Genomic DNA, 23972 nt, shown 5'->3' on the forward strand with positions numbered 1-23972 from the left:
GGCAGGCCCGCGCACGGCGCGGCGATCTAGCGAAACAGAACAGGTACAGCGATGCGCGAAAGCGAGCCGAAAGGTTGGATGATGCGAAGCCCGAGGCACGGGCTGTTGCGTTCGCTGAAGCTCACTTCCGTTGCACTCGGCATCGGTCTCGTGATGGTGGCCGGCGCCGCCCGTGCCGGCGATGACGACGAAGAAGACGACCGGACGTTCGAGGAAAAGATCATCGACAATCTGATGTCCGGCCTCGGCGCCCAAGGCGGCAGGAGCCTGGAGAGGCCCGGTATCGAATACCGCGAACGTTCGCCGCTGGTGGTCCCGCCGAAGCTCGACCTGCCTCCGCCTGCGTCGTCTGCCGAGGCGGCCGCGCCGAACTGGCCGAAGGATCCGGACGAAAGGCGCCGCAAGGAGCTTGCTGCAGCAAGAAAGAAATCCGGCACCAAGCTCCAGCAGCCGTGGGAAGCCGCCCGGCCGCTGACGCCAGCCGAGCTGAACGCTGGCAAGACGAACGGCCCCAGCCGTACCACCAGCAACGAACCGGGCCAGCCCACTCAGAACAATCCGACCTTGAGTCCGGCCCAGCTCGGCTACACCGGCGGCCTGTTCAAACTCTTCAAGGGCGGCAGCAACGAAACCGCGGAATTCAAGTCCGAGCCGCCGCGGGGATCCCTGACCGAGCCGCCGGCCGGTTACCAGACGCCCTCGCCGAACTACGCCTATGGCTCGGGGGGGCCGGACAAAACCAAGAAGACGTATTACGACGTGCAGAGCGGCAAGGAAAAAGAGCAATAGCGCTCCTGCCGGCCTTTCCTGCTCATTGAGGAACTGCCGCAATCGTCCGGTGTAGGCCTGCTGCGGCACATGACCTATCTTTAACTTCACGATGACGACGTTCTCTGCTTCGTGACGCAAAGCGCTAGGCCGCACGGTGTATCATGCCGTGCTTTCGCGCCCGGACATTTGGGTCCGGGCTTCCACAAGGATTGTGATGTCCTCATACCGATCGGCTGCCTGCCTCCTCGCCGCGTTGCTCTCGACTTGTGCTCTTTCAACCGGCGGCGCATTCGCCCAGACAACGGTAACATCCGCACCACCCAGCAGCTTCACGCTCGGTAACGGCCTCCAGGTCGTGGTGATCCCCGACCACCGCACGCCCGTGGTCACGGAGATGATCTGGTACAAGGTCGGCTCGGCCGACGAGACGCCCGGCAAATCGGGGCTCGCCCATTTCCTCGAGCACCTGATGTTCAAGGGCACGGAGAAACATCCGGTCGGCGAATTCTCCCAGACCGTGCTGCGCGTCGGCGGCAACGAGAACGCCTCCACCTCGGTCGACTACACCAACTACTATCAGCGCGTGCCGCGCGAGCAACTGCCGACCATGATGGAGTTCGAAGCTGATCGCATGACCGGGCTCGTGCTCAAGGACGAGAACGTACTGCCCGAGCGCGACGTCGTGCTCGAGGAATACAACATGCGCGTCGCCAACAGTCCCGAGGCGCGGCTGAACGAGCAGGTCATGGCCGCGCTCTATCTCAACCACCCCTACGGCCGGCCGGTGATCGGCTGGCACCAGGAGATCGAGAAGCTCAATCGCGAGGATGCGCTGGCGTTCTACCGCCGCTTCTATGCGCCGAACAACGCGATCCTGGTGATCGCCGGCGACGTCGAGGTCGCCGACGTGCGCCCGCTGGTCGAGCGCAATTTCGGCCCGATTCCGGCACAGCCGGCGATCCCCGCGCAACGCATCCGTCCGCAGGAGCCGGAGCCGGCCGCTCCGCGCACCGTCACGCTGTCCGATCCGCGCGTCGAGCAGCCCGGCGTGCGCCGCTATTACCTCGTACCGTCGGCAACCACGGCGGCGGCCGGCGAGAGCGCTGCGCTCGACGTGCTCGCGCAACTGATGGGCAGCGGCAGCAACTCCTATCTCTACCGCGCGCTCGTCGTCGACAAGCCGCTCGCGGTCTCCGCCAGTGCGAGCTATTCGAGCACCTCGCTCGACCCGAGCCAGTTCGCGATCTCGGCCTCGCCAAAGCAGGGCGTCAGCTTCGCCGAGGTCGAGCAGGTCATCGACGGCGTGATCGCCGACATCGTGCAGAATCCGATCCGCGCCGAGGATCTCGAGCGGGTCAAGACCCAGCTCATCGCCGAAGCAATCTACGCCCAGGACAATCAGGCCGTGCTGGCGCGCTGGTATGGCGGCGCGCTGACGACGGGCCTGTCCATCGAGGACATCCGTAGCTGGCCCGATCGCATCCGCGCCGTCACCGCCGAACAGGTGCGCGCCGCCGCGCAGAAATGGCTCGAGAAGAAGCGCTCGGTCACCGGCTACCTGATCAAGGACACCACCACCGCCAAGCGCGAGGAGAAGCGTTCGTGACCTATCCTTTCCTCCGCATACGCGACATCGCGCTCTCCGTCGTCACCTCGGTGACGCTCTCTTTGGCGTCCATCTCGCCATCGCAGGCCGCGGCCAAGATCCAGCACCTGACCTCGCCCGGCGGCATCGAAGCCTGGTTCGTGCAGGACGCGACCGTGCCGCTGATCGCGATGGAGTATTCCTTTGCCGGTGGCGCATCGCAGGACCCCAAGGACAAGCCGGGCGTCGCCAACCTCGTCGGCGACCTCCTCGACGAAGGCTCCGGCGATCTCGATTCCAAGACCTTCCACGAGCGGCTCGATCGCCGCGCCATCGAGCTCTCCTTCAGCGCTGGCCGCGACACGTTCCGCGGCAGCCTGCGTATGCTCCGCGACAACAAGGACGAGGCTTTCGACCTGTTGCGGATGGCGCTGACCTCGCCGCATTTCGACACCGCCGACGTCGAGCGCATCCGTTCCCAGGTCATCTCGGGGCTGCGCCGCGACACCACCAATCCGACCGCGCTTGCCAGCCGCAAGTTCCTGGAGATCGCCTACGGCGATCATCCCTACGGGCGGCAGACCAGCGGGACGCTGGAAAGCGTGCCGACCATCACGGTCGCCGACATGAAGGATTATGTCGGCCGCATCCTCGCCAGGGACACGCTGAAGGTCGCTGTCGTCGGCGACGTCGACCCGGCAACCCTCGGCAAGCTGCTCGACAAGACCTTTGGCAGCCTGCCGGCCAAGGCGAACCTCACCCCGGTCGCCGACGTCGAGGCAGCCGCGCCGCCGCAGCGCGCCTTCGTGCCGCTCGACGTGCCGCAGACCGTGATCACCTTCGGCGGCCCCGGCGTGAAGCGCAGCGATCCGACCTTCATGGCCGCCTACGTCGTCAACCACATCCTGGGCGGCGGCGGATTATCCTCGCGGCTCTATCGCGAGGTGCGCGAGAAGCGCGGGCTCGCCTATTCGGTGTTTGAATCGCTGTTGTGGATGGAGCATTCGGCCGTCTTCATCGGCAACACCGGCACGCGCGCCGACCGCGCCGGTGACACCATCGATGCGATCGAGAAGGAGGTGCGCCGCATCGCCGAGGACGGACCGACGCAGAAGGAGCTCGACGAGGCGAAGTCCTACCTCAAGGGCTCGCAGATGCTCGCCCTCGACACCTCCTCCAAGCTCGCGCAGGCGCTGCTGCAATATCAGCAGGACAAGCTGCCGATCGACTACATCGAGAGGCGCAACGCGATCGTCGATGCGGTGACGCTGGACGATGCCAAGCAGGCCGCGAAGCGCCTCTGGGGCCAGGGCCTTCTGACCGTCATCGTCGGCCGCGCCCCCCAGGCGGCCGCGCAGCCCGCCGCAGCGGCCGCGCCGAAGTCGAACTGAACTTTCCGTTCTCCGCATTGAATGGCCGGGCTTGCCCCGGCCATTCGCATTTTCCATCATGCAGCATTGCCAAATGAGGGTGCCCGCGATAGGTCGAGGCATCACGAATGGTGCCATCATGCTGCGGATTTCCCGCGATCTCGTCATCGACGAAGACGACATCGAGATCGGCTTCGTCCGCGCCTCCGGCCCGGGCGGACAGAACGTCAACAAGGTCGCGACCTCGGCGCAACTGCGCTTCGACACGCGCAAGCTGACCCTGCCGGAGGACGCTGCCCTGCGCCTTGCGCGCCTCGCCGGCCAGCGCATGACCAAGGACGGTGTCATCGTGATCCAGGCGCAGCGTTTCCGTACCCAGGAGCGCAACCGCCAGGATGCGATCGACCGTCTGCTCGAGATGCTGCGCGAAGCCATGGTGCGGCCGACGCCACGCCGCGCGACGCGGCCGACCTTCGCCTCCAAGCAGCGCCGGCTCGACAGCAAGAAGCGCCGCGGTGACGTCAAGGCCAGGCGCGGTAGCGGTTTCGACGATTGAGCCATCAAAAAACCTCCGGCCGCAGGGCGACCGGAGGTTTGCCGTTTCGCGTCTCTGCGTTAGTAGCGCTTGCCGGTGGCCGCACCGCCCGACGTGGAATCGTCGACCTTCCCTTTATGCGTCGCGCTCCCGGTGGTGCCGACCGTGCCCTTCGTCCCCTTGGTCGACTTCATGCCCACCTTCTCGCCCGCAGCTCCCCCCTGCGCACCCAAATCCTCATCTTCGCTGCCGGACAGGCCGCCCTGCATGGGCTTGCTTTGCACGGTGCCGCGCGTCTTGGCGTCGGTTGACGCACCTTGTGCAAGAACGGGCGTCGCAATCAGGGCCGAGAGGGCACATGCGATCACGGAGGTCTTCACCAACTTCATCCATTTCTCCTGGATCTTGTTTCGCGATGAACGTCCCGGCGCTTCTCCACGCCGTTCGCCAGCACCGAGCCATGTCATCGCGGAAAGAGCGCGAACGGCGCGGTGGCCATGCAATCCACCTCGTGTGGTCATCGTTGAGGGATTTCGGGGCCATTTCGCGGAATTGATCACCGCATATGCGGCAGCTCGGAAGCCCACGACCCGCGCCGATCTCGATCTGGTATGTGGAAGCTTGGACTTAGCCCATGCATTTGCGTTCCGGCGGGGATAAACTGCGACCCTCATCGAGTGAGCCATGCCCGTCCGCCAGCTTCCAGAGCAAGTCGTCAACCGCATCGCCGCCGGCGAGGTGGTCGAGCGTCCGGCGAGCGTGGTCAAGGAACTCGTCGAGAATGCGATCGATGCCGGCGCGAGCCGCATCGATGTCTTCACCGATGGCGGTGGGCGCCGCCGCATCGGCATCACCGACGACGGCAGTGGGATGACCGCGAAGGACCTGTCGCTCGCGGTCGAACGCCACGCCACCTCGAAGCTCGACGATGAAGACCTGCTGCAAATCCGCACGCTCGGGTTCCGCGGCGAGGCGCTGCCTTCGATCGGCTCTGTCGCGCGCCTCTCCATCACCACGCGCCACGCCAGTGAGCCCCATGCCTGGGCGCTGTCGGTCGAAGGCGGCGAGAAGTCCGAGATCATGCCGGCAGCGCTTGCGCATGGCACGCGCGTCGAGGTCAACGACCTCTTCTATGCGACGCCGGCACGGCTGAAATTCCTGAAGACCGACCGCACCGAGGCCGAGGCGATCCGCGAGGTGGTGCGGCGGCTGGCGATGGCGCGACCCGACATCGCCTTCACGCTCGCCGGTGAGGAGCGCGCGCCGGTGACCTGGGCCGCAGCCCTGCCCGGCACCGCTGGCCGGCTGACGCGGCTCGGTGACATCTTGGGAGCGGAATTTCGCAGCCACGCCATCGAGATTCATGCCGAGCGCGACGGCGTCGTTGTCGCGGGTTACGCGGCTGCCCCCGCACTGACAAAGGCGAATGCGCTTGGGCAGTATCTGTTCGTCAACGGGCGGCCCGTGCGCGACAAGCTGATCCTGGGCGCGGTGCGCGCAGCCTATTCCGACTATCTGCCACGCGATCGCCATCCGGTGCTGGCGCTGTTCGTCACGCTCGACCCGCGCGAGGTCGACGCCAACGTGCATCCCGCCAAGACCGAGGTTCGCTTCCGCAATGCGGGCCTCGTGCGTGCGCTGATCGTGCACGGATTGAAGGAAGGTCTTGCGCGCGAGGGCCGGCGTACCGCCGCCAACAGCGGCGGCAACGCGCTGTCGTCATTCCGCCCCGCGTTCACGCCGCGCCCCGGCAACTGGGACTGGCGGCAGTCGCCATCCGCCCCGACGGCACCGCTGCCGTCCTTCGAGGGCACCGCTGCACCCGCATTCGCGGAGCGCGCGCAGGCCGCCTTCGACGTCGGCGCGCCGACCGCCGACGTGCGGATCGAGAGCCAGCCCGTCGGCGATCTCGTCGATCGCCCGCTCGGCGCTGCGCGCACGCAGATCCACGAGACCTACATCGTGTCGCAGACCCGGGACGGCCTCATCATCGTCGATCAGCACGCCGCCCATGAGCGCATCGTCTATGAGCGGCTGAAGGCATCGCTGGCGAAGAACGGCGTGCAGCGGCAGATCCTCTTGATCCCCGAGATCGTCGAGATGGACGAGGCGACGGTGGAGCGACTGCTCGCGCGCGGCGACGAGCTGGCTTCGTTCGGTCTCGCGATCGAATCCTTCGGCCCCGGCGCCGTCGCGGTGCGCGAGACGCCGTCGCTGCTCGGAAAGACCAATGCAGGCGGCCTCTTGCGCGATCTCGCCGAGCATATGGCCGAGTGGGACGAGGCGCTGCCGCTTGAGCGCCGTCTGATGCACGTCGCCGCCACCATGGCCTGCCACGGCTCGGTGCGCGCGGGCCGCCGGCTCAGACCTGAGGAGATGAACGCACTGCTCCGCGAGATGGAGGAGACGCCGAACTCCGGCCAGTGCAATCACGGCCGGCCGACGTATGTCGAATTGAAGCTTGCGGATGTGGAGAAGCTGTTCGGGAGACGGTGATCTCGTAGTCGTAGGGTGGGCAAAGGCGCAACGCGCCGTGCCCACCATCTTTCCATGATAGCGGTAGAAGTGGTGGGCACGCTTCGCTTTGCCCACCCTACGACAGCGAAGCTATGGCAGCTTCAAAAACACGAATTCCGTGTCGTCATAGGCGCGCCGCTCCAATTCCTCGAAGCCTTCAGGCGCGGCGAATTGCGCGGCCTTCGCCTCCTCGACGACGAGCAGCGCACCGGACGTCAGCCAGCCGCCATCGCGCAATGAGGCCAACGCCATGTCTGCGAGGCCCTTGCCATAGGGCGGATCGAGGAACACCAGCGAGAACGGCTCGACCGGATGCGCGGGTCCAAGATCGGTTGCGTCGCGACGATAGACCTTCGTCACACCGCCCAAGCCCAGCGCCTCGACATTGTTACGGAGTAGCGCACGCGCCTCGGCGCCGTTGTCGACGAACAGCGTGAATTTCGCGCCGCGCGAGGCCGCCTCGATGCCAAGCGCGCCGGTTCCGGCGAAAAGATCGAGCACGCGCGCGTCCTCAATCGGATCGTCATAGGCGTGCACGAGGATGTTGAACACGGACTCGCGTAAACGATCCGCCGTGGGACGGATGTCGCGCGAGGACGGCGAGGCGAGATTGCGCCCCTTCAATCGTCCGCCGACGACGCGCATTTACTCGTCTTTCGGCCTGAGATCGCGCTTGCCGTGATAGCCGCGCTTGGGACGGCGCGGCGGGCCGTAGCCGGCAGCTTCCATCTCGTTGCGCTCGCGCGCCTCCTCGCTGCCGGTGCGCTGCACCAGCACGCGGCGGCCCTTGCGGTCGTTGATCACGGCGCGCTTCATCGGCTTCTGCTCGTGCGCAGCATCGTCGTCACGGGAGGCGGATTTCGAGGGCACATCGAACTGCGCGCCCGACTTCTCGATCACCTTGTCGCCGAGCTGCTCGCGCAGCACGCGTGACTTGATCTCGTCGACCTGGCCTTCGGGGACCTCGCCGAGCTGGAACGGGCCGTAGGACACGCGGATCAGCCGGTTCACCTCGAGCCCGAGATGGGCGCAGACGTTGCGGACCTCGCGGTTCTTGCCTTCGCGGATTGCGAACACCAGCCAGACATTGGCGCCCTGGTCGCGCTCGAGCGTGGCATCGATCGGGCCGTATTTGACGCCCTCAACCTCGATGCCGTTCTTGAGCTCGTCGAGCTGAGCCTGCGTGACGTCGCCATGGGCGCGGACACGGTAGCGGCGGAGCCAACCGGTGTCGGGCAATTCGAGCGTACGCGCGAGGCCGCCATCGTTGGTGAGCAGCAACAGGCCTTCGGTGTTGAAGTCGAGCCGGCCGACACTGATCAGCCGCGGCAGACCTTCCGGCAGGTTGTCGAACACGGTCGGACGCCCCTCGGGGTCGTCATGCGTCGTCATCAACCCGCGCGGCTTGTGATAGAGGAACAGCCGCGTGCGCTCGCGCGGCGGCAAAGGCTTGCCGTCGACGGCAACGACGTCGTTCTGTGTCACGTCGAGCGCGGGCGAGTTGATGACGCGGCCGTTGACGGTGACGCGCCCCTGCGTGACCATTTCCTCAGCGTCGCGGCGAGAGGCAAGCCCCGCACGCGCCAGTACCTTGGCGATGCGCTCGCCGGCCTTCTTCGGCTTCGGCTCTTCCTCACGACGCGGCCGCCGGTCGAAATCACGATCGCGCTCGCGATAGGCGCCGCGGCCGCCGAAGGCCGGACGCCTGGTGAATATCTGGCTGTCGTCCTCATTGTCACGGCGCGGCCGGTCGCCAAACCGACCTTCGCTGCGCGGATGCTCGTGCCAATCGGAACGTCCTTCCGAGCGCTGGCGCGGACGATCGAATTTCGGGCGGTCGCCGCCGCGCCCACCGCGTTCGCCATCGCTGTCGCGACGGGGCCGATCGAATTTTGGACGATCCTCGCGCGGGCGATCGAACTTGGGCCGATCAGATTTGGGCCGCTCGCGGAACGGACGATCACCCGATGCACGATCGTCGCGCGAACGCGAGAACCGCGGACGGTCCTCGCCGCCGCGGCCGCCCTCACGCTTCTGCCAAGGCTTCTCGTCGCCGCGGTCGCGGCCGCCAAAATCCTTGTCGAAATTCTTGCGCGGACGATCGCCGCGCGGTCCCGCGTCACGCTTCTGCCAGGGCTTGGAATCGCCGCGCTCGCCATGATCGCGCGGGCGGTCGTCAAAATTGCGCTTGCGATCGCCGAAATCGCGCGGACGATCCCCGCGGTCAGAGCCGCCCCGCGAAAACTTCCTTTCACCGTCGAACTTGCGTTCCGGACGCTCGCCACGCGGCGCGTAGGGTCGCTTGTCGCCAAACTTCCTGTCGCCCGACCGACCGGCAGGGCGGGAGTCGTCACGATCGAATTTCGGGCGATCGCCACGCGGCTTGAACGGGCGGTCGCCACGCGGCTTGAAGCTGCGCTCGCCGCGGTCCTCGCCACCGCGATCGTCGCGCTTGAAGCGCGGCCGGTCGCCATAGTCGCGGCGCGGTGCATCGCCGTCCTCGCGGCGGCGGAACGGGCGACTGTCGCGGTCGCCGCGGGAGGGCCGCTCGTCGCGATCGCCCTTGCCGGCAAAGCCGCGCTTGGCGAACTTCTTCTCGGGGCCGCGCGGCTTGCCGGTGCGGCCCTTAGGCGGGCCTCGATCACGCCGGCCGCGGGAATCGTTGTCTTTGTCGCTGTCGCGGGGCATGAATAATCTCGCTTAGGGGTGGCCAGAAAGCATTGTGCGCGCTCGTTCCGAGCCGCATGCTCAGGCAAAATCGGTATCCACTCTTGCTGAAGGCGGAGCTAGTAGCAGGTTTCTGGCAATGATACGAGGCATGAAAGCCCCTTCTTTCATGGATTTGGCGCTCAAAACGGCCGAAAATGCCGGAAAGTCGGGCGAAGTTCCGATCGGATGCGTCGTGGTGCGCAATTACGAGGTCATCGCGACCGCCGCCAACCGGACGCTGACCGACCATGACCCCACGGCCCATGCCGAGATCATCGCGCTGCGCGAAGCCGCCAGGAAGATCGGCAGCGAGCGGCTGGTTGATTGCGACCTCTACGTGACGCTCGAACCCTGCACCATGTGTGCGGGCGCGATCTCCTTTGCAAGGGTCAGGCGGCTCTATTACGGCGCGGCCGACCCCAAGGGTGGCGCGGTCGAGTCCGGGGTACGGTTCTTCGCCTCCCCGACCTGCCATCACGTCCCGGATGTCTATTCCGGGGTCGGCGAAAGCGAGGCGGCGCGGCTCTTGCGCGAGTTCTTTCGGGAGCGGCGCTAGCTCGCCAGGAAAAATTCGCGTAGCGCCTTTGCGGTCACGTCGGGGTTTTCCTCAGTGAGGAAGTGCCCGGAATCCACCGGCATACCCTCGACATTGGTCGCCCATTGCTTCCAGGTGTCGAACGGCGTGGCGGCGGCCTGGGCGACGCCGGCATTGCCCCAGAGCGCCAGCATCGGGATCGTGATCCTCTTGCCGGCCGCAAAATCGGCCTTGTCGAGCTCGTAGTCGAAATAGGCACCGGCGCGATAGTCCTCGCACATCGCATGCACGCGGGCGGGGTCGCGGAACGGGGCGATGTAATGCTCGAGCGCGCGCTTGTCGATCGCGTCCAGCGTCTTCGACTTGGTCTGGCTCGCCATCTTGAAGCGCAGGAAGAACTCGCCATTGCTCGCGATCAGCGTTTCCGGCAGCGGCGCGGGCTGCGCCAGGAAGGTCCAGTGATAGATCTGCAGCGCATACTGCCGGTTCATCCGCTCCCAGTAGTCATAGGTCGGCAGGATATCGAGCACGGCGAGCCGCGACAGCCGGCCGGGATGATCGAGCGCGAGGCGATAGGAGACGCGCCCGCCGCGGTCGTGGCCGGCGAGCGCAAAATGTACATGGCCCAGCTGCTCCATCGCCTCGACCATGCTCTTGGCCATCGCGCGTTTGCTGTAGGGCGTATGTTGCGCATCGCTGTCGGGCATGTCCGACCAGCCATAGCCCGGCAGGTCGGCGATGATCAGTGTGAAGCGGTCGGCAAGCTGCGGTGCGACGCGGTGCCACATCACATGGGTCTCGGAGAAGCCGTGCAGCAGCAGGAGCGGCGGCCCCTTGCCGCCGACACGCGCGAAGATGCGGCCCGAGGAAGTGTTGATCCATTCGGAGGCGAAGCCGGGGTAGAGGTCGGCGAGATCGGACATGAGTTCCATCCCCTCGAACGTCTTTTCTGGCCCCCTTTTGGGAGCGGCCACGGCGCCCCAAACCAAAATGACGAAAACAACCCCATGCAAAGTAGCACGGCAGTCGCCCGCAAGCGCGCTTCCGATGCGTGCGTTCCGGAAAAATGCCAGTTAGATCTTGGCCTTCTCCGCCTCCACCGCCTGCCAGCCGATGTCGCGGCGGCAAAAGCCGTCCGGCCAGCGGATGCGGTCGACGGCCTGGTAGGCGCGCGCCTGCGCCTCGGTCACAGTCTTGCCGAGCGCACAGACGTTGAGCACGCGGCCGCCATTGGCGAGGATCGCGCCGTCCTTCGAAACCGTGCCGGCGTGGAAGATCTCGACGGTGTCGATCGCAGCGGCCTCGTCGAGCCCCTCGATACGCGTGCCCTTCTGGTAGTCGCCGGGATAGCCGTTCGCGGCCATCACGACGGTGAGCGCCGATTCCGGATACCAGCGCAGATCGAAGTTCTTGAGCTGCCCGTCGCAGGAGGCGAGCAGCGCCGGCACGATGTCCGACATCATGCGCAGCATCAGCACCTGGCACTCGGGGTCGCCGAAACGGACGTTGAACTCGAACAGCTTCGGGCCCTGCGTCGTCAGCATGATCCCGGCATAGAGCACACCGCTGAACGGCGTGCCGCGCTGCTTCATGCCGGCGACTGTCGGCAGGATAATTCTTGCCATGATCGCGTCGTGGATCGCCGGCGTGACCAGCGGCGTCGGCGAATAGGCGCCCATGCCGCCGGTGTTCGGGCCGACGTCATGGTCGAACACGCGCTTGTGGTCCTGCGCGGAGGCCAGCGGAATAGCGGTCTCGCCGTCGCACAGCGCAAAGAAGCTGATCTCGCGGCCCGGCAAGAACTCCTCGATCACCACCTCGGCGCCAGCCTCGCCAAACGCGCCGTCGAACATCATGGCGATGGCGTCCTCGGCCTCGCGCAGGGTCTTGGCGACCACGACGCCCTTTCCGGCGGCAAGGCCGTCGGCCTTGACCACGATCGGCGCGCCCTGGGTGTGGATGTAGGCGAGTGCGTCGGCTGCCTTGGTGAAGCGCTTGTAGGCGCCAGTGGGAATGCCGAACTCGGAGCACAGCGCCTTGGTAAAACCCTTGGAGCTTTCAAGCTGGGCGGCAGCCTTGCTCGGTCCGAACGCCTTGATGCCGGCGGCTGCGAGATCATCGACGATGCCGGCCGCAAGCGGCGTCTCCGGGCCGACCACGACGAGCTCGACAGCATTCTTCCTGCAGAACTCGATGACCGCGGCGTGGTTGGCGACATCGAGCGCCACGCACTCCGCCTCGCGGGCGATCCCGGCATTGCCCGGTGCGCACCAGAATTTGGTCACCAGAGGAGACGCCGCGATCTTCCATGCGAGAGCATGTTCGCGGCCGCCGGAACCGAGCAGGAGAATGTGCATGCGAGTCTCAAAACGGGGATGTGCTGGGCGCGTCGGTCGCACGAATCCGCGCTGGCCTCAAGGGGGTGCCAGCCCCAACTCCCCCGTCATTCCGGGGCGGGCTTGCTCCGCTGCCGTCCCTTCTCCCCTTGCGGGAGAAGGTGGCGTAGGCGGCCTTCGGCCGCCGTCTCTAAGAGACGCCGATGCTTCGCATCGGCTACGGCGCCGGATGAGGGGTCTCCATCCGCGGAGACAGACCCCTCACCCGAACGAGTCCGAGGCTGTCAGCGATCATGCCCTCTCCCGCAAGGGGAGAGGGGACGACAATCAGCAGCGCGATGTGCGGCAAGCCTCTCTTGGTGCGAGCCCGGAATGACGACTTGGCTAGCCCTGCCTCCCCGCAATGATCTCCTGCAACGTCGCCACATGCCTTGCGAACGCGCCGCGCCCTGCGGCGGTAGCGGTGACGGTGGTCTGCGGCTTCTTGCCGACAAAGGCCTTGTCCACCGAGACGTAGCCAGCTTTGGCCAATGTTTCGATATGCGCGCCCAAATTACCGTCGGTGGCGCCGGTCAGCTTCTTGAGGCGGGAGAATTCCAGGCCTGTCGCCCCCGGCAGCGCGTTCAGCGCCGCCATGATCTTGAGCCGCAGCGGCTGGTGGATGATGTCGTCAAGCTCGGCCATGGCATTAGCTCCGCCGCATCCAGAGGCCGCCGAGGATCAGGCCGCCGCCGTTGACGAAGGCCATCCACAGCGGAAAGGCCTCGCCGATGTAGAAATAGCCGATCAGCGTCAGCGCGGTGATACCGACTCCGATCGCGACGAAGGCGTTGCCGAACCAGAGGCCCGCCAGCGCGTAGAACAGCATGAAATAGATCGTCCAGAACGCGCCCTGTTGGCGCGGCGTAAAGTGCCCGAGCACCAGCGAGCAAAAATAGCCGAAGGCGACGAGCAGCAGGAAGGCAATGAACGTCCTGAAATTGAAGCTGCGGACGCCTGTCCTGGCCCTATTGGACGCGCTGATGGCAACCGATCCGGCGATGCCGAGAACATAGACCGCGAACCAGATGTAATAGCCCTGGCGCGGCCAGAGGAAGGTTGCGACGTTCGCCGCGAACACAAGCCCTCCCCAGAGGATCATCATCAGGCTGGCGAGATCGTAGATCCGCGACTGCCGCACGCGCTGGACGATGTCGTCGATCTCGGCCAGTGCCTCAGAAGCCTGCTTGCTGTCGATCATGACTGGCCGGCTCCGCGTGTTGCCACATCTTCGGCGATCACCGAGACCGCCTTCGGATTGGTGACGATGCCCATGTGGTTGATGCCTTCGAGGACCTTGACGTCGACCGAGGGCTTCACCGCCTGCACGGCGTCAGCATATTTGTCCGAGATCATCATCTCATCGTCGGCGGCGCCAAAGATCGTCAGCGGGTGCGTCGCGTTGGGCAGGTCGATGCGATAGCCGCGAGTGGCGAAGTTGCGCATCAGGCGGTCGGAATAGGTAGAGACGAGGATCTTCTCGTAATTCGGTGGCACAGCGAAGGCGAGCACCGGAAGCTGCGAGCAGCAGTCGATGCCAAGCTTGCGCAGAGCCGCGAGTCCGAAGAAGCGCGGCCGGTCGGCATTGGCCCAGCCACCGGAATGCGGCTTGTTGGTGGGTGCGTCATAGCCGAGGTAGGGCGCCAGCAGCACCGTGCGCACGAACATGTCCTGCATGATCGGCGTCGCGGCGACGCGCAGCGAGAAGCCGCCGCCGGCGGAATGGCCGATCAAAGTGAGCGGCAGGTCCGGCGCGGTCTTGCGAACGAGTGCGACGAAATCGACGAGGTCGTCCTCGAGCTGGCCGACATAGCCGATATCGCCGCGTGTGCCGGAGCCGCCGTGACCGCGCATGTCGAGCGCCCACGTCTCCACTCCGCGCGCGGCGAGCGCCGCCGTCAGCGCGTGATTGACGGTGCCGCTTGAGCCGGAGGAGCCGTGGATGAAGACCGCGCCGCGGCCCGTCGCCTGCCCCTTCGGCACGTAATGCCGGTAGCCCAGCCAGGTACCGTCGCGGGCCTGAAAGCGCTCCAGCGCCGGCATCGTGGACCAGTCGATACCCTTGGCGGAGTCCGAGACGGAGCGCATCTCGGGCGGCCGCTCCAGCGGGTTCGCAATCATCGCGGTCAGCAGCAGCGCGAGGGCGCCGACCGCACACAGGCTCCATTTCAGCAGGCTCAAAGCACCTCGCAGCACCGGATCGTCATGGCCGAAACTCCGTCGACTTTACCATTGATAGAGAACTCTATATTCCAGAGTACTCTTTCAGTCAATTCCCCGATTGGCGCTGGGATGCGAAAATCCCTAGTTTGAGTTTCGATCCCCAAATGCCGAATCGTTTGCCGATGCCTTCAGCGGAACCCCTGCTCAACACACCCGAATTCACCGTCTCCGAGCTCTCGCTGTCCCTGAAGCGGACGGTGGAGGACACCTATGGCCACGTCCGGGTCCGCGGCGAGATCTCCGGCTTTCGCGGCGCGCATTCCTCCGGGCACTGCTATTTCGCGCTCAAGGACGAGAGCGCCAAGATCGAGGCGGTGATCTGGAAGGGCGTCCACGGGCGGATGCGCTTCAAGCCGCAGGAGGGGCTCGAGGTCATCGCGACCGGCAAGCTCACCACCTATCCCGGCTCCTCGAAGTACCAGATCGTGATCGAGGCGCTGGAGCCGGCCGGCATCGGCGCGCTGATGGCGCTGATGGAGGAGCGCAAGAAGAAGCTCGCCGCCGAAGGCCTGTTCGACGAGGCGCGCAAGCAGCTGCTGCCCTGGCTGCCGGAGGTGATCGGCGTCGTCACATCGCCGACCGGCGCCGTGATCCGCGACATCCTGCATCGCCTCGAGGACCGCTTTCCCCGCCGCGTGCTGGTGTGGCCGGTCAAGGTGCAGGGCGAAGGCTCGGCCGAGCAGATCGCGGCTGCGATCCGCGGCTTCAACGCGCTGCCGGAGGGCGGCAAGATTCCGCGGCCGGACGTCTTGATCGTGGCGCGCGGCGGCGGCTCGCTCGAGGATCTCTGGTCGTTCAACGAGGAGATCGTGGTGCGGGCGGCCGCCGAGAGCATGATCCCGCTGATCTCGGCCGTCGGCCACGAGACCGACATCACGCTGATCGATTTCGCCGCCGACAAGCGCGCGCCGACACCGACGGCGGCGGCCGAGATGGCCGTGCCGGTGCGCAGCGATCTGTTCGTCGAGGTCGCCGATCTCGCCCGCCGCACCCGCGCCTGCTGGCAACGCGGCCAGGAAAGCCGCCGCAACGAGCTGCGCGCCGCGGCGCGCGCCCTGCCCGCGGCAAGCGACCTCCTGGCGATCCCGCGGCAGCGACTGGACTCCGCAGGCGCCGCGCTGCCCCGCGGGCTCAAGGCCAACACGCATGCGCATTTCCGCCGTTTCGCCGCGGCCGGCGCGCGACTGACATTGCGGGTGCTACATGGCCAGATCGCACAGGCCGATCATCGCCTCACGGTGTGCGGCGAACGGCTCGGCCTGTCCGCGCGATCCTTGTTACGACGGCGGCGCGACCGCTTTGCCGGGCTCGAGGTTCGCTTGCGTGCCTCAAAGCTCTCCAACGCGCAGGCGCAGCGCAATGCGATTGCCCGCCAGCGCGAGCGCACCCATCGCCTTTCCGAGCGCGCGAGCCGCGCGCTGACGACGCTGTTGCAGCGGCTCGATGCGCGTGTGGAAAACAGCGGCAAGCTGCTCTCCGCGCTGTCCTACCGCGGCGTGCTCGCCCGCGGCTTTGCGCTGGTGCGCGATGAGGCCGGACATCCCGTGCACGCCGCGGATGCGATCGGCCCGGCGGCGCGGCTCGAGATCGAGTTCGCGGATGGACGGGTTGGTGCGACGGCGGATGAAGATCGGCCGGCGCCTGAGGCACACGCCCAGCCCAAGGCGGCGCCGCGTGAGGCGAAGCCCGCGCCGAAGCGCGTGGCCAAGCCGGTGGATCAGGGCAGTTTGTTTTAGCAGTGGGCTCCGTATGGCCCCGTCATCCTGAGGTGCGAGCAGCGCAGTGCTCATGCACTGCGCTGAGAGCCTCGAAGGATGAACGGCCCGGGATGCAGCCGGGCCGTCGCCCTTCGAGGCCTCCGCTGCGCTCCGGCACCTCAGGGTGACGGTGATGGTTGGTCGCGCGTGGCTGCTTCCGCGTCGTGCGCGTAGCCTCGGCGCAGCCCCGCCTACCGGCAGGACAGGCCCGCATCCATCGTGGTCCAGAAGCCGCAATGTTCCGGTGCGGCCGTCGGTGCGCCGGCGTGGGCCTCAAAGAGCAGGATCGCGATGCTGAAGACGACCAGTGCGGAGGAGAACAGGAAGAAGCGGTTCATCATGATGAATGGCGTTCAGCTGACATCATGGTCGAACTATGACCGGCGGCGCTGAATGAAGCCTGAAACCGGCGCCTTGCGCGAATCGTAGCTCTTGCTGTCGGCCATCACGACCTGTGCAGGGCGGTGGTCGATGCGGGGCTGTCTGCTCCTTGTTCCTCGGGCGGCCCCGCTTGGGAACCAGCACGCACCCTCACCGCGCCAGCCACTCCGCGACCTGCTTCTGCGAATCCTCGCGGGCCTCGGTGTCGGTGCCGACATGGCCGCGATCGGGCGTTGCCACGTCGGGGGTCGTGGCCGGCGCATGCAGTGGCAGGTTGGCGCGGTCGAAATCGTGATAGGCGCCGGGATAGACCACGATGCGCGCCAGCGCGCTGCGGCCGTAGGCCCCGTCCACCATCTGGCGGCAGGCCGGCGGCGAGGAGATGTCGTCCTTGCCGCCGATCAGGAGCAGCGTCGGTACGCGCGTGCTCCAGCCGAGCCCCGCCGAGATGCGGCAGTCCGGATAGAACGCAATCGCGGCGCGAAAGTCCGGCGCGCCGTCGCGGCCGGCGTTCTGCGGACGCACGGCCCAGAGCAGCGCGCTGGCACCATTGGCCCAGCCGATCAGGCTGACGCGATCACGCGCCACCCAAGGCTGCTTCATCAGCCAGGTGCGCGCCGCAGCGATGTCGGCGACGCGCTCGCGCCGCGCCTTGACGCGCACGTCCTTGACGCGACATTGCGGTCCCGCTTCGCGCGAGCCGTAGCTGTCGGGCCACAGCACTGCATTGCCGGCCTTGAGCAGTTGCTCGGCCCAGTCGCGGTAACGCGGCAGCACGGGATCGGAATGGCTGCCGAGACCGCCGCAGCCATGCAGCGCGATCACGGTCGGAAACGGGCCCTCGCCGTCAGGCTTGTAGAGCTGCGCGTGCAGTGTCCCTGAGCCAAGCGGAATCTCGATCGCCTGCGGCGCGGGCGCGGCGCGCGCGGCCGACATCAGGAGCATTGCGAAGAGAACGGTGAATCGAAGGCGCATCGGATACTGCCAGGTCATGAGCGGACCGGGACCAACGATCCTTCGCCGCAGAGTTATCATGCGGAAATGCCCGCAAAACATCACAAATCGGTGGGTTTAACGAGCGGACAAGCGACCCTATCTATGCTAGATCGAAATCCACCAAATCACGCCCTCACGCGGGCTTCCATGGAGACGATCGACCGTGCTGAACAAGTTCGGCCCCTCGGGCCATGGCGAAGCGCAGGTGCAATATCTGGACGGCGATTTCCGCGTGATCTCGCCGGGGACTTACGTGCGCTGCGCCGTGACCGACACGCGGATTCCGCTCGACGAGCTGAAATACTGGAGCGTCGACCTGCAAGAGGCCTACGCCCAACCGACCGCCGTGCTGCAACGGCATTTTCCGCGCGCGCTGAAATCGCAAACTTGATCCTGCCGTAGGGTGGGCAAAGGCGCGCAGCGCCGTGCCCACCATGTCTCCACGACCGCGACAAAAGTGGTGGGCACGCTTCGCTTTGCCCACCCTACAGCACCGACGTCGCGGCGCAGCCGTTCTGGATCTGCGCTTACTGCTCCGCACTTTCCATCCCCACGCAACTCTTCACGAAATTCTTCCTGGGCTCGCCGACGACCTTCTGATCGATCGCCTGCTTGAGGCAGTCGAGGCGCGCCTGCGCCATGCAAAGCTGCATCTGGTCGCGCTTGTCCTGGCCCTTCAGGCTCTGCGTCGTGGCGAGGCATGTGACACGCTTGGTCGCCGGAACCGGCACCGTGCTCGTCTGGCTGCTCGGCGCAGCCGCCTGCGGCGATGACGTCTGCGCGGATACGGACGCAACGATCAGACATGCAAGACCGGCGGCAACGGTGACGGACGACGGTTTCACGCGAATTCTCCTGTTCGAGCGCAAACCGATAGGAGCCCCGCGATGAATGTCGCGTGAATGGTCCTCTTGCGGGTGGGCGCGGCGCAAGGGCGCCTTTGACCACCCTGCGGCATCTCCCCCTGTGACAGCGTCTTCGCGCATGACGGGCGGCGGCGGCTCGGCTAGATTAATCGAACAAGAACAAGACGGATTGTCCGGGAGGACAGGCGTGCATCAAGGGCGTGTCGTTTTCGGCGCGATCGAGGAGGTCGTGTTCGGCCATCCGGCCGCGGGCGCCATCCTGGCGCAGATGGATCGGTTGAAGGCGAACCGCGCCTTCCTGATGGTCTCGGGCACGCTCAACCGGCAGACCGACGAAATCCAGAAGATTGCGCAGGCGCTGGGCGCGCGCTGTGCGGGCCTGTTCGACGCCATGCCGGCGCACACGCCGCGCGAGGCGGTGATCGCGGCCGCCAATGCGGCGCGAGACGTGAGGGCGGACCTGATCGTGACCGTCGGCGGCGGCTCGATCACCGACGGCGCCAAGGCGGTGCAGCTCTGCCTTGCCAACGACATCGACAGCACCGCTGACATCGAGCGCATCCGCGTCCGCAAGGGCGTCGCGCCGGAGATGAACGCCCCGACGGTGCGCCAGGTCAGCGTGCCGACCACGATCGCCGGCGGCGAGTTCAGCGCGATCGCGGGGGTCACCGATCGCAGCACCCATGTGAAGCAGATGCTGCGCCATCCGCTGGTGGTGCCGCGCGCAACCATCCTCGATCCCGCCATCACCGTGCATACACCGGAATGGCTATTCCTCTCGACCGGCATCCGTGCCGTCGACCATTGCGTCGAGGCGATCTGCTCGCGCGAGACGCATCCCTATGCCGACGCGCAATCGGTGAAGGGGCTTGCGATGCTCGCGGACGCGCTGCCGCGGGTGAAGGCCAATCCTTCAGATCTCGACGCGCGGATGGATGCGCAGATCGGTACCTGGCTGTCGATGGGCGCGCTTGCGGCCGGCGTTCCCATGGGCGCGAGCCACGGCATCGGTTACGTGCTGGGCGCGGCCTACGACGTGCCTCATGGCTACACCTCCTGCATCATGCTGCCGGCAGTGATGCGCTGGAACGCGCCTGATAATGCCGAGCGCCAGATGATCGTCGCAGCCGCCATGGGCTTTCCCGGCAGAGATGCCGCCGACGTGCTGGATGCCTTCATCCGCTCGCTGGGCATGCCGCGCAGCCTTTCCGAGATGCGCGTCTTGCCGGAGCATTTTGAGGCCATCGCCGAGCAGGCGATGCGCACGCCCTGGGTGCCGCGCAACCCGCGCAAGATCGATACACCCGCGCAAGTGCGCGAAATCCTGCTTCTCGCCGCATAATCCCGATCGGAGGACTGATGTACACAGGTACGCATGCCCGCCTACGCCCGCTGCAGCCCGCCTTCATCATGGCCGGCACGGGCGAGACCGTCACCTATCGCGAGCTCGATGCGCGCAGCAACCGGCTGGCGCATCTGTTTCGCAAGCAAGGCTTGAAGCGGCTCGACCACTACGCGATCTTCATGGAGAACAATGCGCGCTATCTCGAAGCCTGCAGCGCGGGCGAGCGGTCGGGACTTTATTTTACTTGCGTCAATTCGTTCCTCACGCCGAGCGAGCTCGCCTACATCCTCACCAACAGCCAGTCGCGCATTCTCATCACCTCGGCGGCCAAGCTCGACATCGCGCGCGAAGCGCTGAAGGACTGCCCGAAGGTCGAGCTCTGCGTCGTCGCCGATGGACCCGGCGAGAGCGACCGTATCGTTGGGCTGGAGCAGGCGACGGCAGGCCTGCCGAAGACGCCGATCGCCGACGAATGGCTGGGCACGGCGATGCTCTATTCGTCAGGCACGACGGGACGGCCGAAGGGCATCTTGCGGCCACTGGCGGAGGAGCCGCCGCGGCACAATATGCCGCTGTTCGATTTTCTCACGAAGCTTTGGCACTACCGCGAGGGCATGGTCTATCTGTCGCCGGCGCCGCTCTATCACTCGGCGCCGCAGGCCGCGGTCAATCTCACGATCCGCATGGGCGGCACCGTGATCATCATGGAGAGTTTTGACCCCGAGCGTTACCTCCAGCTCGTGGAGCAATGGGGCATCACCCATACCCAGCTCGTGCCGACGATGTTCTCGCGCCTGCTGAAGCTGCCGGAGGAGGTGCGCGCCCGCCACGACCTGTCCTCGCTCGAGATCGCGATCCATGCCGCGGCGCCCTGCCCGGCGCTGGTGAAGGACGACATGATCAAATGGTGGGGCCCGATCATCCACGAATATTACGGCGCGACCGAAGGTCTCGGCTTCACCGCCTGCAATACCGAAGAGTGGCTCGCCCATCGCGGCACCGTCGGCAAGGTGCTCCTCGGCGACCTGCATATTCTCGACGAGAACATGAAGGAGTGCCCGACCGGAACTGCCGGCACGGTGTGGTTCAAGACGGCCTCGGCCTTTGAATATTTCAACGATCCCGAGAAGACAAAGGAAGCGCGCTCGGCCGATGGTAGCATGAGCACGGTCGGCGACGTCGGCTATGTCGACGAGGACCGCTTCCTCTATCTCACCGACCGCGCCACCTTCATGATCATCTCGGGCGGCGTGAACATCTATCCGCAGGAATGCGAGAATCTGCTGATCACCCATCCGAAGGTCGCGGACGCCGCGGTGTTCGGCGTCCCCCATGCCGATCTTGGCGAAGAGGTGAAGGCGGTGGTGCAGCCGATGCCCGGCGTGGTGCCAGGGCCTGCGCTCTCCGAGGAACTGATCACGTTCTGCGCCAAATCGCTGTCGCGGCAAAAGGTGCCGCGCTCGGTCGATTTCGAAAAGGAATTGCCGCGCCTGCCGACCGGAAAACTCTACAAGCGGCTGCTGCGGGACCGGTACTGGGGAAACAAGACGTCGCGGATTGTGTGAGGGCTTCGCCTCCGCGCCGTGCCTAGATTCTGACAAGCGCACACCACAAACCCGGTGTCGTCCCGGCGAAGGCCGGGACCCATAACCCCAGGGAGTAGTTGTGGCGCGAGCTGGCAATTCCGAGTCTTCGCCAAACCCCTTCCTGGGGTTATGGGTCCCGGGCTCGCGCTTCGCGCGCCCCGGGACGACGGCTGAATGTGTTGATGCGACCTACCCCAGCATCTGCGTGTCGCCGCAGATCGAGATCGCCTGGCCCGAGATCGTGCGGCCGCGCGGGCTCGCCATGAACAGGATCTGGTCGGCGATCTGCTCAGGCGTCACGTAGTCCTTGATCGAGGTGTAGGAGAACGCGATGCGCTCCATCTCGGCGTAGGAGATGCCGCGCTGCTGTGCCTTCGCTTCCAGCACGCGGCGCTGGCGGTCGCCGGCGACGAGACCAGGCAGGATCGCGTTGACGCGGATCTTGTCGGGGCCGAGCTCGATCGCGAGCGATTTGGTCAGGCCGATGACGCCCCACTTCGCCGCCGCATATGGCGTGCGCATGGCGAAGCCGACCTTTCCGGCAGCGGACGAGATGTTGACGATCGAGGCGTTCCTGCTCTCGCGCAGCAGCGGCACCGCGAGCCGCGTGCAGTTGAACTGGCCGGTGAGGCAGACCTCGACGCAGCGGTCCCAGTCCTCCGGGTTCATCTCCTCGACCTTCGCGGTCGGGCCGGCGATGCCGGCGTTGTTGACGAGCACATCCAGCCCGCCGAGCGCGCGGACCGCCTCGTCGAACATCGCCTTCACCGCGGCGCGATCAGAGACGTCGCATTGCGAGCGCGTGATGGCGGGATCGCTGTTCGCAAGCGCGGCAAGCGCCATCTCGTCGACATCGCAGACATGCACCTTTGCGCCTTCGGCGAGGAAGCGACGGGCAATTGCAAGCCCTATGCCGCCCGCTCCCGCGGTCACCAATACGCGCAACCCCTTGATGTCGAGATCCATGATGGCTCCGGTCGTGTCTTGATGCTAAGCGTGACGGTAGATCACAGCCGCCTCGGAGTTGCAAACCCATGGCTAGCAAAGTATTGGGCCGCAAAGTCATCATCACCTGCGCCGTCACCGGCGCGATCCACACACCGTCGATGTCCCCTGCCCTGCCGGTGACGCCGCAGGAGATCGCGGACGCGGCGGTGGAAGCCGCCGAAGCGGGTGCGGCGATCGTGCATCTGCACGCGCGCAACCCCGAGACGGGCCAGCCGGACCAATCGCCGGAGGCCTTTGCGCCGTTCCTCAAGATCATCAAGCAGCGCTCCAACGCCGTGATCAACCTCACCACCGGCGGCTCGCCGACCATGACGGTGGACGAGCGCGTGCGGCCCGCCGCGGTCTACAAGCCGGAAGTGGCCTCGCTGAACATGGGCTCGATGAATTTCGGCTTCTTCGGCATGCTCAACCGCTTCAAGACCTTCAAGCATGAATGGGAACGCAAGCATGTCGAGAACAAGGACATCGTGTTCCGCAACACCTTCCAGGACATCGAGTTCGTGCTGAAGACGCTGTCGGAGACCGGAACCCGCTTCGAGTTCGAATGCTACGACACCGCGCACCTTTATAATCTCCAGTACTTCCTCGATCAGGGCCTGGTGAAGCCGCCGCTGTTCGTTCAGACCGTGTTCGGCCTGCAGGGCGGCATCGGCCCGCATCCCGAGGACGTGCTGCACATGAAGCGCACCGCGGAGCGGCTGTTCGGCGACAAGTTCATCTGGTCGGTGCTGGGCGCCGGACGGCATCAGCTTCCGATCGCGGCGATGGCCGCCGCCATGGGCGGCAACATCCGCGTCGGCCTCGAGGACTCGCTGTGGGCCGCGCCCGGCCGCATGGCCTCGTCGAATGCCGAGCAGGTCCGCCTCGCCCGCAAGATCATCGAGGGCCTCGGCCTCGAGGTCGCCAGCTCCGACGAGGCACGCGAGATGCTGCATCTGAAGGGCGGCGACACGCTGCAGGTGTGATCCGCCGCTCTCCGAGTTTTGATTTCACCAGGATGTTGTCACCCGTCGTCCCCGCGACCGCGGTCCTGTATGCTCGGCACAAGGCGTTGACAGGAGCCTCCATGCTCGCCGCGTTTCTCTTCGTTGCCGGCCTTCTTGCCATCCTGGTCCTGTGCGGCCGCTGCACTGCGAAATTCGCGGCGGAGAAGGGACGTTCGTGGGGGGTCTGGTTCGTCCTTGGTGCGCTGTTCTTTCCGCTGCCCTCGATCGCCCTGGCGCTGCTGCCATCCCGCGCGCAGGCGCAGCCGTAGCGCCAATCCGGTTCCGATCACCGAAAGGATGACATCGGCTCCTCTCACATCGTGGGAGAACGAGGCGACGTGCGGCTTTACGTCATCCGAATTGCCAAGGCCGCAACAGGCCTTGGCCGTTGCCTGCCCTCGCGTGCATGGCTATCGTCGCCATCAAA

At 66.0% G+C, this 23972-nt stretch carries 24 protein-coding genes; 12 read left to right on the forward strand and 12 right to left on the reverse strand.

Going from position 1 to position 23972, the window contains the following annotated elements; all coding sequences use genetic code 11:
- Nucleotides 1–51 precede the first annotated feature (51 nt).
- From NLM33_RS21510 to arfB, 4 genes are all read left to right on the forward strand, one after another.
- Nucleotides 52–789, forward strand: a complete 738-nt coding sequence (locus NLM33_RS21510; protein ID WP_254098451.1) for a hypothetical protein — start codon at nucleotides 52–54, stop codon at nucleotides 787–789.
- Between the two features lie 196 nt (nucleotides 790–985).
- Complete coding sequence (locus tag NLM33_RS21515; RefSeq protein WP_254098453.1) at nucleotides 986–2377, forward strand: pitrilysin family protein; 1392 nt, start codon at nucleotides 986–988, stop codon at nucleotides 2375–2377.
- Nucleotides 2374–3747, forward strand: a complete 1374-nt coding sequence (locus NLM33_RS21520; RefSeq protein WP_254098455.1) for a pitrilysin family protein — start codon at nucleotides 2374–2376, stop codon at nucleotides 3745–3747. The genes NLM33_RS21515 and NLM33_RS21520 overlap by 4 nt, the downstream gene beginning before the upstream one ends.
- 118 nt (nucleotides 3748–3865) lie before the next feature.
- Nucleotides 3866–4282, forward strand: coding sequence for an alternative ribosome rescue aminoacyl-tRNA hydrolase ArfB (arfB, locus tag NLM33_RS21525; RefSeq protein WP_254098457.1), 417 nt, complete (start codon nucleotides 3866–3868; stop codon nucleotides 4280–4282).
- A gap of 59 nt (nucleotides 4283–4341) precedes the next feature.
- Here arfB and NLM33_RS21530 read toward each other — a convergent pair whose 3' ends face one another.
- Nucleotides 4342–4650 carry a hypothetical protein gene (locus NLM33_RS21530; protein ID WP_254098458.1) on the reverse strand — a complete coding sequence of 103 codons (309 nt, stop codon included), beginning with the start codon at nucleotides 4648–4650 and terminating at the stop codon, nucleotides 4342–4344.
- A gap of 295 nt (nucleotides 4651–4945) precedes the next feature.
- On the opposite strand from NLM33_RS21530, the gene mutL reads away from it, so the two are divergent.
- Nucleotides 4946–6757 (forward strand): DNA mismatch repair endonuclease MutL, encoded by a 1812-nt coding sequence (gene mutL / locus NLM33_RS21535; RefSeq protein WP_254098459.1) that lies wholly within the window; start codon nucleotides 4946–4948, stop codon nucleotides 6755–6757.
- A 111-nt stretch (nucleotides 6758–6868) separates the two neighbouring features.
- Here the strand turns inward: mutL and rsmD are convergent, their stop codons facing one another.
- On the reverse strand, nucleotides 6869–7423 hold the full coding sequence (rsmD, locus tag NLM33_RS21540; RefSeq protein ID WP_254098460.1) for a 16S rRNA (guanine(966)-N(2))-methyltransferase RsmD: 555 nt from the start codon (nucleotides 7421–7423) through the stop codon (nucleotides 6869–6871).
- Entirely contained in the window at nucleotides 7424–9466 is a 2043-nt protein-coding gene (locus NLM33_RS21545) for a pseudouridine synthase (protein WP_254098462.1), read from the reverse strand. It lies immediately after the preceding gene.
- A gap of 118 nt (nucleotides 9467–9584) precedes the next feature.
- On the opposite strand from NLM33_RS21545, the gene NLM33_RS21550 reads away from it, so the two are divergent.
- Nucleotides 9585–10043, forward strand: coding sequence for a nucleoside deaminase (locus tag NLM33_RS21550; RefSeq protein ID WP_254098464.1), 459 nt, complete (start codon nucleotides 9585–9587; stop codon nucleotides 10041–10043).
- On the opposite strand, the gene NLM33_RS21555 is transcribed toward NLM33_RS21550, so the two are convergent.
- The 5 genes from NLM33_RS21555 to NLM33_RS21575 form a co-directional block, all read right to left on the reverse strand.
- A complete protein-coding gene (locus tag NLM33_RS21555; protein WP_254098466.1) occupies nucleotides 10040–10945 on the reverse strand; it encodes an alpha/beta fold hydrolase in 906 nt (301 codons plus the stop codon). The two genes, NLM33_RS21550 and NLM33_RS21555, sit on opposite strands and share 4 nt — an antisense overlap.
- A gap of 150 nt (nucleotides 10946–11095) precedes the next feature.
- Nucleotides 11096–12379, reverse strand: a complete 1284-nt coding sequence (purD, locus tag NLM33_RS21560) for a phosphoribosylamine--glycine ligase (protein WP_254098468.1) — start codon at nucleotides 12377–12379, stop codon at nucleotides 11096–11098.
- 363 nt (nucleotides 12380–12742) lie between these two features.
- Nucleotides 12743–13042 carry a transcriptional regulator gene (locus NLM33_RS21565; RefSeq protein WP_254098471.1) on the reverse strand — a complete coding sequence of 100 codons (300 nt, stop codon included), beginning with the start codon at nucleotides 13040–13042 and terminating at the stop codon, nucleotides 12743–12745.
- A gap of 4 nt (nucleotides 13043–13046) precedes the next feature.
- Nucleotides 13047–13598 (reverse strand): hypothetical protein, encoded by a 552-nt coding sequence (locus tag NLM33_RS21570; RefSeq protein ID WP_254098474.1) that lies wholly within the window; start codon nucleotides 13596–13598, stop codon nucleotides 13047–13049.
- Nucleotides 13595–14578 (reverse strand): alpha/beta hydrolase, encoded by a 984-nt coding sequence (locus tag NLM33_RS21575; protein ID WP_254098476.1) that lies wholly within the window; start codon nucleotides 14576–14578, stop codon nucleotides 13595–13597. Before NLM33_RS21575 ends, NLM33_RS21570 begins: the two co-directional genes overlap by 4 nt.
- 164 nt (nucleotides 14579–14742) lie before the next feature.
- Between NLM33_RS21575 and xseA the strand changes: the two genes are divergently transcribed.
- Nucleotides 14743–16356 (forward strand): exodeoxyribonuclease VII large subunit, encoded by a 1614-nt coding sequence (xseA, locus tag NLM33_RS21580; protein ID WP_254105850.1) that lies wholly within the window; start codon nucleotides 14743–14745, stop codon nucleotides 16354–16356.
- Nucleotides 16357–16568: 212 nt separating this feature from the next.
- On the opposite strand, the gene NLM33_RS21585 is transcribed toward xseA, so the two are convergent.
- Together NLM33_RS21585 and NLM33_RS21590 are read right to left on the reverse strand one after the other, a co-directional pair.
- Nucleotides 16569–16718 carry a hypothetical protein gene (locus tag NLM33_RS21585; RefSeq protein WP_254098478.1) on the reverse strand — a complete coding sequence of 50 codons (150 nt, stop codon included), beginning with the start codon at nucleotides 16716–16718 and terminating at the stop codon, nucleotides 16569–16571.
- A gap of 190 nt (nucleotides 16719–16908) precedes the next feature.
- Nucleotides 16909–17733: a dienelactone hydrolase family protein gene (locus NLM33_RS21590; protein ID WP_254098480.1), complete on the reverse strand. Its 825-nt coding sequence runs from the start codon at nucleotides 17731–17733 to the stop codon at nucleotides 16909–16911.
- A gap of 184 nt (nucleotides 17734–17917) precedes the next feature.
- Between NLM33_RS21590 and NLM33_RS21595 the strand changes: the two genes are divergently transcribed.
- Nucleotides 17918–18145 (forward strand): DUF2093 domain-containing protein, encoded by a 228-nt coding sequence (locus NLM33_RS21595; protein WP_254098482.1) that lies wholly within the window; start codon nucleotides 17918–17920, stop codon nucleotides 18143–18145.
- Nucleotides 18146–18281: 136 nt separating this feature from the next.
- Here NLM33_RS21595 and NLM33_RS21600 read toward each other — a convergent pair whose 3' ends face one another.
- Nucleotides 18282–18599: a hypothetical protein gene (locus NLM33_RS21600; protein WP_254098484.1), complete on the reverse strand. Its 318-nt coding sequence runs from the start codon at nucleotides 18597–18599 to the stop codon at nucleotides 18282–18284.
- Nucleotides 18600–18807: 208 nt separating this feature from the next.
- Here NLM33_RS21600 and NLM33_RS21605 point away from each other — a divergent pair, with 208 nt between their 5' ends.
- Together NLM33_RS21605 and NLM33_RS21610 are read left to right on the forward strand one after the other, a co-directional pair.
- Nucleotides 18808–19962: an iron-containing alcohol dehydrogenase gene (locus NLM33_RS21605; RefSeq protein WP_254098486.1), complete on the forward strand. Its 1155-nt coding sequence runs from the start codon at nucleotides 18808–18810 to the stop codon at nucleotides 19960–19962.
- 17 nt (nucleotides 19963–19979) lie between these two features.
- On the forward strand, nucleotides 19980–21530 hold the full coding sequence (locus NLM33_RS21610) for an AMP-binding protein (RefSeq protein ID WP_254098488.1): 1551 nt from the start codon (nucleotides 19980–19982) through the stop codon (nucleotides 21528–21530).
- Between the two features lie 210 nt (nucleotides 21531–21740).
- Here NLM33_RS21610 and NLM33_RS21615 read toward each other — a convergent pair whose 3' ends face one another.
- On the reverse strand, nucleotides 21741–22517 hold the full coding sequence (locus NLM33_RS21615) for an SDR family oxidoreductase (protein ID WP_254098490.1): 777 nt from the start codon (nucleotides 22515–22517) through the stop codon (nucleotides 21741–21743).
- A 68-nt stretch (nucleotides 22518–22585) separates the two neighbouring features.
- Between NLM33_RS21615 and NLM33_RS21620 the strand changes: the two genes are divergently transcribed.
- Both NLM33_RS21620 and NLM33_RS21625 read left to right on the forward strand, forming a co-directional pair.
- Nucleotides 22586–23524, forward strand: coding sequence for a 3-keto-5-aminohexanoate cleavage protein (locus NLM33_RS21620; RefSeq protein WP_254098492.1), 939 nt, complete (start codon nucleotides 22586–22588; stop codon nucleotides 23522–23524).
- A 101-nt stretch (nucleotides 23525–23625) separates the two neighbouring features.
- Nucleotides 23626–23814 (forward strand): hypothetical protein, encoded by a 189-nt coding sequence (locus NLM33_RS21625; protein ID WP_254098494.1) that lies wholly within the window; start codon nucleotides 23626–23628, stop codon nucleotides 23812–23814.
- Nucleotides 23815–23972: the final 158 nt, after the last annotated feature.

Origin of the sequence: Bradyrhizobium sp. CCGUVB1N3 (assembly GCF_024199925.1) — a bacterium.
GTDB lineage: Bacteria > Pseudomonadota > Alphaproteobacteria > Rhizobiales > Xanthobacteraceae > Bradyrhizobium.